The sequence below is a fragment of the Chlorobaculum tepidum TLS genome (assembly GCF_000006985.1).
Classification (GTDB): domain Bacteria; phylum Bacteroidota; class Chlorobiia; order Chlorobiales; family Chlorobiaceae; genus Chlorobaculum; species Chlorobaculum tepidum.
The window spans coordinates 1,259,613-1,271,888 of the sequence record NC_002932.3; the positions used below are offsets into that span (position 1 = coordinate 1,259,613).

The following is a 12,276-nucleotide window of genomic DNA, read 5'->3' on the forward strand; positions in this document are numbered from 1 at the left end:
ATTTAGTTGACGGGTACCAGTTCGAAGCTGAAGTCCTCCATAATCGGATTGGACAGGAGCTTCTGACAGATTTCAGTGCAGACTTGCTCGGCCTCAGCGCGGAAATCTTCACCGATGATCACCTCAATGTATTTGCCGATCCTGATCGATTCGACACTCGAATACCCGAGATTTTCAAGCGCATGCTGCGCGGCTTTACCCTGAACGTCGAGAATTGAAGGACGGAGGGTCACCTTGATCTTAGCCTTGAATGCCATAGCAATGGTTACGTTGCAAGTTGAGGAGGGCGGAATTTTGCGTCAGAGCTGCCACTCCTGAACGGTACGGGTCAGCGACCTGACGATTCCGAGCAGAATATACAATAACATGGCCACAAAAAAAGCCTTGGCCTGAAAGACCAGCACGCAGAAAATCGCGATCACGTAAAGAATCATCTGCACGGGATGACTGCGAAACGATTCGAGAGTCGGTTTGGGCAAAGCATCGTAGTTGACCTTGCTGACCATGAGAGTGGCGAGCAAAACGCTCAGAACCATCAGCACCTTCTGAAGAGCGAGTTCTGTAAACAGCGGTTCAACACTCATCCAGAGGACAAACGAAGCGACGGTCATCGCCTGCGCCGGTGTCGGAAGACCGGAAAAAGAGTCCTTGTGGTAATCGATCAGATTGATGTTGAATCGCGCCAGCCTCAACCCGCTGCCAACCATCAGGAGCGAGCTGAGCAGCAACCCCCAAGGCATTCCAATATGTTCGAGGCCGAATTTGTAGACGAGATATGCGGGCGCAGCTCCGAAAGAGACAAGGTCGGAAAGCGAATCGAGCTCCACGCCAAATTCGGAGGAGCTGTTGGTGAGTCTCGCCACGAAACCGTCGATGGTATCGAAAAAGGCGGCCAGGAAAATGAGCCATCCCGCAATGACGAAACTACCCTCACCCGCCATGACGATGGAAACGTAGCCCGACACCATGTTCATGACCGTGAAAACCGACGGGACGAATGAGCGCGAAACGTAGGGAAAACGCCGCCGGGGCCGCTCGCCGCTATCCTGTAAAACCGGTGGATAGCGTTTTTGGCGAGCTTTTCTTTCTTCTGTGCCCATAAAAATTATTCATCCGGCGACTTCGCCATTTCCTGCCAAACCTGTCACTGCACGTTAAAAATACCGGAGCCCGATTGCGGAGATCGTCATGAAAGATAATTGATTCATGAAATTTTGCAATCCGGAAACAATGCCTGTTCCCGTCAGTAACTCTCATCCTCCGACGGGAAGCTGTTGCTCCGCACATCCTCGACGTAGCTTTTGACCGCTTGCTCGATCACCGAGGAGAGGTCAGCGTAGCGGCGGACGAAGCGAGGGCGGAAGTCGGTGCTGAGGCCAAGCATGTCGTTGATGACCAGAACCTGGCCGTCGCACTCCGGCCCCGCGCCGATGCCGATAGTCGGAATGGTCAGCAAGCGGCTCACCTCACCGGCGAGCTTCGATGGAATCTTTTCGAGCACGATGGCGAACGCTCCAGCCTCCTCGATGATCTTCGCATCCTCGATGAGCTGCCGGGCCTCCTCCTCCTCCATCGCGCGCACCTTGTAGCTGCCATATTTGTAGATCGACTGCGGCATGAGGCCGAGGTGGCCCATCACCGGAATGCCGATATCGGTGATCCGCTTGACCGCTTCGGCGATCACCTTGCCCCCCTCCATTTTCACCGCGTCGCACTCGTGCTCTTTCATGATTTTCCCGGCGTTGCGCACCGCATCTTCCGGCGAGAGCTGGTAGCTCATGAAGGGCATATCGACAATCACCATCGCCCGTCGCGTCTCTGCCTGCACGCCACGCACCACCGCCTTGGCGTGGTAGATCATCTCGTCAACGGTCATCGGCAGCGTGGTGCTGTGCCCGGCGAAGACGTTGCTCGCCGAATCGCCGACAAGAATCGCGTCAACGCCCGAGCGGTCCAGAATCCGCGCCATCGTGTAGTCATAGGCGGTCAGCATGGCGATCTTCTCGCCGCGCTCTTTCATATCGAGCATCCGGCGGGTTGTGACGTGGGGCAATTTATTGCCAGAGGGCTGGTTCATGATGGTCGTCAGTTAGAGTGATTGTTGAAAACCTTCGAGGCGTCCGATCTCCCCCAAAGTCAGCATTTTAGCTTCCGATCCGAAAGATTTTCCTGCTTCAGCGATAAGCAATGGCACCAGATCGGCGTAACCCGTATCGGCAAACTCGTCGAGCGACGCGGTTTTGCGCTCCATGTCGGCATCGACTGCCTGGACAAGTTCGCGGGAGGCACCCGCAAGATAACGCGAAAGTTGCCTGTGCCGCATCGAAAGTGGCAAAGAACCATGCTGAAGAAGCACATGTCCGTTGCGACGCTGCGCCGAACCGACGATTTTGCGTCCGTCAACCTGCAACTCATACCGGGCCGAGGCGGTGAAACAGGAGACCGATTCCGGGCATGCGTACCGAGACCGGAAATCGGGCTGCGACCGGCAGAACTCTGCCGTGACGCCAACTTTGGACAGCGCCCGCGCGATGGTTTCGTGCACCATTTGATAGATCACCTCGTTCGGCAGCAGCGTGTCAGCGAAAAAGGAGTAGGTCAGCTCATCGGCATGGAACACCGCCCGCCCGCCGGTGGGCCGCACCACCACATCGACGCCCTCGGCCCGGCACCGTTCCCGGTCGATCTCCGCCGGATTCTGGTTTCGCCCGAGTGACACCGCTGGAGGCGACCACGCATAAAACCGCCACAAACAGCAACCCCCGCCAAATTCGCGCTGAAACGACCCATCAGTAAACGCCCGCATGAGCCGGACATCGAAATCCATGTTGTATTGACCGGAACCGGCTCCGGTATCGACGCAATAGACTGATGAAAAAAGAGATTGCATGAAGGTATCAAGATAACACAAACCGGCAGGTCAAGGACTTTCGAGGAGAAAATAACAGGCGCAGGGGGAAAAATGAAGTGGCGGATGGAGGCATTTCACGTGGACTTTTCCGTATCATTCGAGCAGTAGTCTCCTAAGCAGTACCCTTTGCTGAAACCCTAACCTCTTGGATATACCATAAAAAATGCTCTTCACTCTCGCTCTCGATTCCTGAAAAACCGGTGCAGTTTTTGCGCACAAGCTCCCTTCCTCCATCCCCCACATATTTTTCCCCTAACCGGTTGTGAGTCTGGAGACAGACCGGTATTTTCAAGCTTTACTCCTGAACCACGGTCACGATGGACATCGCAAAGCTCCTTACGACATACAAACACATCGCCATTGTCGGCATTTCGGAAAAACCCGACCGGGCAAGTCATGCCGTGGCGCGGTATCTGATCCATGCGGGCTATACCATCTATCCGGTCAATCCGACCCTTAGCTCCGTGCTCGGCCTCGAATGCTGGCCATCACTGTCAGACATCCCGGCCGAAAAGCGCGAACGGATCGAAATCGTCAATATTTTCCGCAAGCCGCAGGATGTACCGCCGGTCGTCGATGAAGCCATCGCCATTGGCGCAAAAACGATCTGGATGCAACTCGGCATCACCAACGAAGCCGCCGCCGAAAAAGCCAGAAAAGCCGGACTCGACGTCGTGCAGAACCGCTGCATCAGCGTCGAACACATGCACCTTGTCTCCTGACCCTCATCCGTTCACCATCAGTACTATCGCTATGTCAAAGCAAACCGTCGCCCTCTTCTTTGGGGGCAAGTCCGCCGAACACGAGATTTCGATCATCTCCGCACGATCCATCGCAGCGCAGATCGACCGGAACCGGTATGAACTTTCGCCGCTCTACATCGACCGCGACGGCAAGTGGCACGCCAGCGAGTGCTCTCAGCAGGTACTCGATACCGACATCGCCGCTCTGCTGAGAAGCGGTACACCAGAGTCCGCCGGAAAACGGCTCGATGAACTTACGGCAGCGGCTGCCGGAGAGTGCTTCGACTTCGGCTCGTTCCTCAAAAACACCGACGTGGCCTTCATCGCGCTGCACGGATCGTACGGCGAGGACGGCAAGCTTCAGGGCTGCCTCGACACCTTCGGCATTCCCTACACCGGCTGCGGCCTGACGGCTTCGGCGCTGGCGATGGACAAGGTGCTCACCAAGCTCTGCGCAATGAACGCGGGCATCGCAGTGGCGGAGTTCATGACCATCACAAGCTGCGCCTATATGGCCAATCCGCTCGAAACCATCGTGGAGATCACGAAGCGCTTTGACTGGCCGCTCTTCGTCAAACCGGCCAGTCTCGGCTCGTCGGTCGGCATCTCGAAGGTGCGCAATGCCGAGGAGCTTGCCGCTGCGCTGGAAAACGCCTGCGGCCTCGACAGCAAGGCGCTCGTCGAAGCCGCCATTTCAGGCCGCGAAATCGAGGTGGCCGTACTCGGCAACAGCGATCCGTTGGCCTCCGAACCAGGTGAAATTATCCCCGGCAGTGACTTCTACAGCTACGAAGACAAGTACATCAAAAACGAAGCGAAAATTGTCATACCCGCCGATCTGCCGGAGGGAGTCGCCGAGGAAGTCCGAAAAGCTGCGCTGACCGTCTTCAAGGCGCTCGGATGCGAGGGAATGGCGAGGGTCGATTTCTTCGTCGAAAACGGTACGAACCGCGTCATTCTGAACGAAATCAACACGATACCCGGCTTTACCGACATCAGCATGTATCCGATGATGATGGCCGCCTCGGGCATCGGTTTTGCCGAACTGGTTGAAAAACTGCTGCTTTTGGCTTTGGAAAAGCGGTCAATAACACATAAAATCTGAACTTACAGGATCGAAGCCTCTCCTGATTTCTCCCAAACCAACCTGACTGAAAACCCGGTATGACCAGTGACCCGCACCTCATATTTGCCGATGTGTCGCTGGACATCAAATGCGGTGCGTTCCAGTCGGCCCTCGACAAGCTGAAAGAAGTGGAGCGATGGCTTCCAGAATCCTACATCTTTCATCTGCTTACCGCACGGGCAGCGCGAGGACTGAAACGGTATGAAGAGGCCATCGAACATCTCGGCCACTGCTGCCGCATCGCACCGGCAAACCAGGTCGCCTGGCGGGAGCTGATCGAGGTCAAGACGCTCCAGTCGCAAGCACCTGAACCGGCGCGGACACCGGCCATCGACGAAGTCGCCGTGGAGTTCGAGGAGCTCTCGAAAGCTCTCGCTGGATTCACTCCACCACGAGCCACCGAATGCTTCGAGCCAACACCGATTGCCGAACAGAAGCAGCCATTCCCCGACGACGCATCGATTGCCGTTCCGACCGAGTCGCTGGCCAAGCTGTTCGTCAATCAGGGCGCGTACAAAAAGGCCATCCGGGTTTACACCTCCCTCATTCAGCTCAATCCGTCAAAGGCAGATCACTACCGGCAGTCCATCGACAAGGTGCTCGAAAAACTCTGACCGGCCAACCAGCTACCCGCCGCTCGACATGAATCTGTGTGGTTTGCCCGGCCATTGCGTATATTCATGGCCAGATGCTGCATCGATGCCGTAAAACCGAGGTCAAACCCCAAGCCATCGAATGGTGAAAAAAAGCGTTTTCATTGGTATTCTTCTCCTCATCCTGCCAGCCCTGACCATCCACGCAGAAAGTCAGCCGGCGAGAACCCTTTCACTGCACGAGTGCATCACGATTGCGCTCAACAACGCCTCCGACGTTAAAAAAGCTGAAAACGCCCGGCATCTTAGCGGTGTCGATCTTCTGAGAAGGTATGGCAACTTCCTGCCAAAAGTCACCTCCTCGGCCAGTTATGTACCCCGTTCGGTCAACCGCTCATACACATCATACTCACCGCTGTACGGCGCCGGGTCGGACACAGCGATCAACATGACCTCCCGCACTTCGACCGTCGATATGAGCCTGACGGCATCGCTCAACCTCTTCAACGGCCTGAGCGACTACGCAGCCCTGCAAGCGGCGCTCGACCGCAAAAAGGCCGCGGGGTTCACGCTTCAGCGCGCAAAAGAGACCATCGCTTACGACGTGACACAGCACTACTATCAGGTGCTGCTGGACAAGGAACTGCTCGATATCGCGCGGGAAAATCTCAAGACATCGCGCGATTTGCTGACCCTGACCGAGCGGCAGTTCAACATCGGCCTCAAGTCCATCACCGACCTCTACCAGCAGCAGGCGGAAGCGAGCAACAGCAACCTCGCCGTCATCAACGCCGAAAACCAGCTCCGTCGAAGCAAGCTCGAACTCGTCCGGCGCCTGCGCATCGATCCGGCTGAAGAGATCGCGCTCGAACCGGTGGACACCGCGGCAATCGAAAAGCTCTCGCCCGAGGTGGACATTGCGGCGCTTTCGGCAGCAAGCCTCCAGCAGCGGGCTGACCTCAAGGCGCAGGGCCTCGAACGCGACGCAGCGCGGCAGGATGTCCGGCAGGTTGCAGGCTCGCGGCTGCCAAGGCTTGACCTCGCCTTCACCATGAGCAGTGGCGCGATCGACTCCTACAAAACCACCATGCTGGGCCAGACCTACGACTACGCCTATCCGTCCGTCAGCAAGCAGCTCAAAAACGGCATCGACCACGCCGTTTCGCTTAACCTTTCGTGGACGATCTTCGACGGCTTCTCGACGCGCTACAATGTCGAGTCGGCAAAGGTGGTCAGCCGGAACAGGCAGCTCGATTACGAGGAGCTGAAAGATGGCATCGAAATCGACCTGAAGCAGGTCGCCGGTGACTACCAGGCAGCCTTCACCCGAATCGAGTCGGCAAAAAAGAGCCTGAAGGCTTCGGAATCGGCGGCTCAGGGCATCACTCGCAAATACGATCTCGGTGCCTCGAACTTTGTCGAACTCAGCTCGGCGAGGGCGGCGCTTTTCAGCGCCCGCTCGACCCTGACGCAGGCGATTTACAACCTCGCGCTGCAAAAGGCGCTGCTCGATTACACCAGTGGCGTCGGCATCGAAGAGGTCAGCAACGCATCATCTCACTGATTTATGGCTAACACCAAACGCTCCGGAAAACTCCGCAACATCTTCATCATCGGCGGCGCGCTCTTCGCCATCGGAGTCGCAGCGCTCATCTGGCTGAACACGCGCGAAAAAGCGGTCGAGGTGACCACCGAAAAGGTGTTCCGCAAGGAGGTGGTGCACACCGTTACTGCAACCGGCAAGATTCAGCCTGAAACCGAAGTAGCCATGTCTCCCGACGTCTCCGGCGAGATCATCGAGCTGCCGGTCGTGGAGGGGCAGGAGGTGAAAGCCGGGCAACTGCTCTTCCGGATCCAGCCCGACATCTACGTCAACCAGGTCAAGCAGAGCCGGGCGCAGCTCAATCTGTCGAAGGCGCAAAGCATGGAGGCCAAAGCACGGATGCTTAAGGCGGAGGACGATTTTCGCAAAGCAGACATTTTGTATAAAGACAAGCTCATTTCCCAAACCGACTGGCTCTCGGCGAAAACCAACGCCGAAACGAGCCGTGCAGCCTGGAAAGCAGCCCGATATTCCATCGACCAGAACCAGAGCCTGCTCGACCAGAACGAAGAGCGCCTTACCAAAACCGTGGTGCGTTCGCCCATCAACGGCACGATCATTTCGCTAAGTAGCAAACCAGGCGAGCGCGTTGTCGGCACCGGCCAGTTCCCCGGCACCGAGGTGCTCAAGATCGCCAATCTGGACAACATGCTGCTCAAGGTCGAGGTGAACGAGAACGACATCGTGAACGTGCAGGTCGGCAACCCAGTCACCGTAACGGTCGATGCGTTCGGCGACCGCACCTTCAAAGGTGAGGTGAGCGAAATCGCCAATTCTGCCAAAACTCAGGCCGCGAACACGCAGGAGGAGGCAACCAACTTCGAGGTCAAGATCAAAATCCTCAACCACCAGCGCCTGCTCAAACCCGGCATGAGCGGCACGGCAAATATCGAAACCCAGCGAGTGCCGAACGCGCTGGTAGTGCCGATCCAGAGCGTCACCATGCGAACGGCGGGCGGCAAAAAAGCGGCAACGCCAACCGATTCCACAAGCAACAACAAGGTCGTGCAGCTCAACCAGAATCATCGCCTTACCGATGAAACCGAAGGCGTGTTCGTCGTCGAAGGCGACCATGTGCGCTTCAGAAAGGTCAAAACCGGCACGACCGACAACACCCATATTATTATCCTCGAAGGAGTGAAAGAGGGCGAAGAGGTCGTGTCGGGCAGTTACGGCGCCATCAGCCGCGAATTGCAGGACGGTAGCACCGTGAAGCTTCAGAAGAAACGATGAGCAAGCAGCCGTACATCATCCGGATCAGCAACCTCTGCCGGTATTACACCATGGGCGACCAGACGGTCAAGGCGCTCGACGACATTAACCTCGATTTTCGCAGGAACGACTACGCGGCCATCATGGGGCCATCGGGCAGCGGCAAATCGACCCTGATGAACATTCTCGGCTGCCTCGACACACCGACGTCGGGACGCTACGAGCTGAACGGCCAGCATGTGGCTGACATGGACGACGACGAGCTGGCCCGCATCCGCAACCGCGAGATCGGCTTTGTCTTCCAGACCTTCAACCTGCTGCCGCGCCTCAACTGCCTGCGCAATGTCGAACTGCCGCTGGTCTATGCCGGAGTCGAGCCGGAGGAGCGGCTCGAACGGGCGCGGCAGGCACTCGAACAGGTTGGTCTCGTCGACCGCATCGACCACAAGCCCGGCGAACTCTCGGGCGGGCAGACGCAGCGCGTGGCTATCGCGCGGGCGCTGGTGAATCACCCGTCGATCATCCTGGCCGACGAGCCGACCGGCAACCTCGATACGGCCACGAGCCACGACATCATGGAGATTTTCAGCAAACTCTCCGACGCGGGCAACACCATCATCCTCATCACCCACGAAGAGGACATCGCCCGCTTCACCCGCCGCATCATCCGCCTGCGAGACGGCAGAATCGAAAGCGACTCGGCGCCATGAACAGCACTCTGCGGCAGTTCCGGTACGAAACGGTCGAAAGCCTGAATATCGCCGTGTACCAAATCAGGGCCAACAAGATCCGGTCATTCCTGACGGCGCTTGGCGTCATCATCGGCATCGTGGCGATCACCATGATGGGCACGGCGATCAACGGCATCGATATCGGTTTTGACCGGAGCCTCGCCATGCTTGGCTACGATGTGATCTACGTGCAGAAGGGATCGTGGAGCACGATGGGCTCGTGGTGGCGCTACCGCAACCGGCCTGATATCGAAACCCGGTATGCCACCGAGATCAACCGGATCATCGCAGGCAAAACGCTCTCCGAGCTGATCGTGGCCGTACCGCAAATGTCCACCATCCAGGCTTCCGCCCGTTACCGTGACCGCGAGATTCTGCAAATCTTCGCGCTCGGCACCAACCAGGACTACCCGCTCACCGCTTCGGGAGACCTGTCGGCGGGGCGCTTTTTCACAGCGCAGGAGTCGGCGGCAGGCGACGCTGTCGCGGTCATCGGCAACGACATCGCTACCGGCCTCTTCCCCGACGGACGGGCAGTCGGCAAGTCGATCCGACTGAGAAATCACAATGTGCGCGTGGTGGGCGTCTTCAAAAAGCAGGGCAAATTCCTCGGACTGTTCAGTTTCGACAACCAGCTCATCATGCCGCTCGGCGCGTTCACGAAGGTGTACGGAAAAACCTCGATGGTGACAATCAGGGTCAAGGTCAGGGATGAAAAACGGATTCCGGAGGCCAAGGAGGAGCTGACCGGACTGATGCGGCGCATCCGGAGGCTGCCGCCGGGCAAGGCGGACGACTTCGGCATCAACGAGCAGCAGGCGTTCAAAAGCCAGCTCGATCCGATCAAGAACGGCATCGCCGTTGCGGGCATCTTCATCACCGGAATGTCGCTGTTTGTTGGAGCCATCGGCATCATGAACATCACCTTCGTGAGCGTCAAGGAGCGCACCCGCGAAATCGGCCTGCGCAAGGCGCTCGGCGCACGACGGCGCACGATTCTGTTGCAGTTTCTCATCGAATCGGTGATGATCTGCCTTGTCGGCGGCGTGATTGGCCTCGTCACGGCGCTGTCGATCACCGTGCTGATTCAGAATCTGCTACCCGATTTCCCGGTCAGCTTCTCACCGATGCTCGTCCTGGCGAGCCTCGTGGTGTCGGTGGCAACCGGTATCATCTCCGGCCTCGCTCCGGCGATTTCGGCATCGAGGCTCGATCCGGCCGTTTCACTCAGGTACGAATAGCCATGACGCTCCCGATCCGTGAAACCGTGATACAAGCCGCAACATCGCTGGCAGTCAACAAGCTTCGTTCAGCCTTGACCACGCTCGGCGTGGCGGTAGGCGTTTTCTCCATCATCGCAGTCATGACGGCGCTTGACGCGGTTGACCGCTCGATTGCCTCTGGCCTGTCGAGCCTCGGCGCGAACACCTTTCAGATCCAGAAAAATCCGGCCACGGTGTTCGGCGAAGGCCACAACCGGAATCTGTACGCCAACCGCAAGGACATCACCTGGCAGGAGGCGCAGCTCTTTAAAAAATACATGGGCCAGAGCGCGCGCAACATTGGATTGATCATCACGAGCCAGGCTGCGCAGGCCAGTTACGGCAACGAAATCACCAATCCCGACGTCACGCTGACCGGAGGCGACGAAAGCTTCGCTCCGGCCAATGGCTTTGATGTCATCGAGGGCAGGAACCTGAACGACGGCGACCTCCGTTATGCCTCCGACACCGCCGTTATCGGCAGCGATGTCGCCGCGTACCTTTTCCAGCAGGGACAGAATCCGGTTGGCAAACAGATCAGGGTCAATGGCAAGGCCTACACGGTCATCGGCGTGTTCAGCAAAAAAGGGCCGGCGTTCGGTCAGAGCCAGGACAACTTCGTGCTCATCCCGATCACCCGCTTCCTCGAAGAGGTCAATCAGGAATCCAGCATAGCCATCAGCGTTGAGGCCACCTCACAGAAAACCTACCAGCAAACCATCGATCAGGCCATCGGCGCAATGCGGCTGGCGCGGGGGCTGACGGTGAAAATGCCGAACGATTTCGAGATCAGAACCAATGAATCGCTGGTCGATTCGTTCCGCGACATCCAGCGAATCGTCAGCATCGGAGCATTTATCATCAGCTTTATGGCGCTGTTGACCGCCGGCGTGGGCATCATGAACATCATGCTGGTCAGTGTGACGGAGCGAACACGGGAGATCGGCATCCGCATGTCGGTCGGCGCGCCGCGGCGCTCGATTTTGCAGCAGTTCCTGCTCGAAGCGCTGCTGCTCTCGATCGGCGGCGGCGTCCTCGGCATCGTGGCCGGAGCAGCGGCAGGCAACCTGGTGGCGGTCAAATTCAACCTGCCGGTGATGTTTCCGTGGCTGTGGGTCGTCGTGTCGCTGACAGTATGCTCGGTCATCGGCATCTCGTTCGGACTTTTCCCGGCCTGGAAAGCCTCCAGCCTTGACCCGGTCACTGCACTCCGCGCTTCGAGGTAAATGAGCAGCTCACTGCTCACAGGCAGCCATTTTCTGCAACGCGTTTCTGGTCGGGCACGGCGCGCTCATCTGTCGCTCTGCCGCCTGCCATGAGGGGATGACGCTCTGTTCGACCCAACGCCACCGGTCGTCGGGATTGGCCACGCTTTTCAGGCCCGTAAGTGTTTCGAGATAACCGTAAAACAAGCTGAAGGAGGTACGGAAACGAGAGTCGGGAAACAGCGCTCCTGAAAAATCGAGCTCGCTGCCGAACGAAGCCATAATGCGCCCGCCGACGCTCAGCGTGTCAAATATCGGCTGAAGCACATCGACCTGCTCGTGACGAAGCAGGCAGATATTGCCCTCCCAGATCAATCGCTCCCCCGCCGGGCTGCCGGCATCCCGGCGACACAGTGCGCGCCCCCGATCGATCATACCGAACCCCTTCACCAGCAAAGTATCCTCGGGCTCGGAAGCGCACGCTTCCAGCTCGGCCATCCCGCCACCGACATAAGCAGCGTGCGCCCAGGCGATATCACGGTAAATGTTGTTGTTGCCCCGGCGAATCTGTTCGAAATCGGCACGCATGAACCAGTCCACACCGAAACGGTGGAGTGCCAGCAAGGGATTGCCGGAACCGTCTCGCTCTGGCGCGGTCATGAGATCGGCAGCCATAATGGCCAAGCCGACCTGCCGGGAAGCAAAGGCCGCCATACCGGCCCATTTCAGGGTTCCAGGATTTTCGAGATACCAGCCTGCATAGCGAGCGGTAATCATGCGGTTACGGTCGACATACCGCTCTTCCGGCGGCAAAACCGACTCGGCGGTCTCTTGCCACTCCTCTTTACTTCGCAACATAGATATTTGTCGTGAAATGGGTTACAACTCCA

The 12,276-nt window shown here is 57.9% G+C and carries 13 protein-coding genes; 8 read left to right on the plus strand and 5 right to left on the minus strand.

Features of this window, described 5'->3' with window-relative positions:
• Positions 1–2: 2 nt before the first annotated feature.
• The 4 genes from purS to AYT24_RS06085 all read right to left on the minus strand — a co-directional run bounded on the left by purS (position 3) and on the right by AYT24_RS06085 (position 2,890).
• Positions 3–257, minus strand: coding sequence for a phosphoribosylformylglycinamidine synthase subunit PurS (purS, locus tag AYT24_RS06070; RefSeq protein ID WP_010933007.1), 255 nt, complete (start codon positions 255–257; stop codon positions 3–5).
• 42 nt (positions 258–299) lie between these two features.
• On the minus strand, positions 300–1,100 hold the full coding sequence (gene pssA / locus AYT24_RS06075) for a CDP-diacylglycerol--serine O-phosphatidyltransferase (protein WP_010933008.1): 801 nt from the start codon (positions 1,098–1,100) through the stop codon (positions 300–302).
• A 143-nt stretch (positions 1,101–1,243) separates the two neighbouring features.
• On the minus strand, positions 1,244–2,077 hold the full coding sequence (gene panB / locus AYT24_RS06080) for a 3-methyl-2-oxobutanoate hydroxymethyltransferase (RefSeq protein WP_010933009.1): 834 nt from the start codon (positions 2,075–2,077) through the stop codon (positions 1,244–1,246).
• A 12-nt stretch (positions 2,078–2,089) separates the two neighbouring features.
• A complete protein-coding gene (locus AYT24_RS06085) occupies positions 2,090–2,890 on the minus strand; it encodes a lipoate--protein ligase family protein (RefSeq protein WP_226986778.1) in 801 nt (266 codons plus the stop codon).
• A gap of 338 nt (positions 2,891–3,228) precedes the next feature.
• On the opposite strand from AYT24_RS06085, the gene AYT24_RS06090 reads away from it, so the two are divergent.
• The 8 genes from AYT24_RS06090 to AYT24_RS06125 all read left to right on the plus strand — a co-directional run bounded on the left by AYT24_RS06090 (position 3,229) and on the right by AYT24_RS06125 (position 11,407).
• Entirely contained in the window at positions 3,229–3,633 is a 405-nt protein-coding gene (locus AYT24_RS06090; RefSeq protein ID WP_010933012.1) for a CoA-binding protein, read from the plus strand.
• Positions 3,634–3,664: 31 nt separating this feature from the next.
• Positions 3,665–4,759 carry a D-alanine--D-alanine ligase family protein gene (locus AYT24_RS06095; protein WP_010933013.1) on the plus strand — a complete coding sequence of 365 codons (1,095 nt, stop codon included), beginning with the start codon at positions 3,665–3,667 and terminating at the stop codon, positions 4,757–4,759.
• 59 nt (positions 4,760–4,818) lie between these two features.
• Positions 4,819–5,394 (plus strand): tetratricopeptide repeat protein, encoded by a 576-nt coding sequence (locus AYT24_RS06100; protein ID WP_010933014.1) that lies wholly within the window; start codon positions 4,819–4,821, stop codon positions 5,392–5,394.
• Positions 5,395–5,515: 121 nt separating this feature from the next.
• Positions 5,516–6,937 carry a TolC family protein gene (locus AYT24_RS06105; RefSeq protein ID WP_010933015.1) on the plus strand — a complete coding sequence of 474 codons (1,422 nt, stop codon included), beginning with the start codon at positions 5,516–5,518 and terminating at the stop codon, positions 6,935–6,937.
• A 3-nt stretch (positions 6,938–6,940) separates the two neighbouring features.
• Positions 6,941–8,209, plus strand: a complete 1,269-nt coding sequence (locus tag AYT24_RS06110; protein WP_010933016.1) for an efflux RND transporter periplasmic adaptor subunit — start codon at positions 6,941–6,943, stop codon at positions 8,207–8,209.
• Positions 8,206–8,898, plus strand: coding sequence for an ABC transporter ATP-binding protein (locus AYT24_RS06115; RefSeq protein ID WP_010933017.1), 693 nt, complete (start codon positions 8,206–8,208; stop codon positions 8,896–8,898). Before AYT24_RS06110 ends, AYT24_RS06115 begins: the two co-directional genes overlap by 4 nt.
• Positions 8,895–10,160 carry an ABC transporter permease gene (locus AYT24_RS06120; RefSeq protein ID WP_010933018.1) on the plus strand — a complete coding sequence of 422 codons (1,266 nt, stop codon included), beginning with the start codon at positions 8,895–8,897 and terminating at the stop codon, positions 10,158–10,160. Before AYT24_RS06115 ends, AYT24_RS06120 begins: the two co-directional genes overlap by 4 nt.
• A gap of 2 nt (positions 10,161–10,162) precedes the next feature.
• Positions 10,163–11,407, plus strand: coding sequence for an ABC transporter permease (locus AYT24_RS06125; protein ID WP_010933019.1), 1,245 nt, complete (start codon positions 10,163–10,165; stop codon positions 11,405–11,407).
• 9 nt (positions 11,408–11,416) lie between these two features.
• Here the strand turns inward: AYT24_RS06125 and AYT24_RS06130 are convergent, their stop codons facing one another.
• Positions 11,417–12,244: a DUF2515 family protein gene (locus tag AYT24_RS06130; protein WP_010933020.1), complete on the minus strand. Its 828-nt coding sequence runs from the start codon at positions 12,242–12,244 to the stop codon at positions 11,417–11,419.
• Positions 12,245–12,276: the final 32 nt, after the last annotated feature.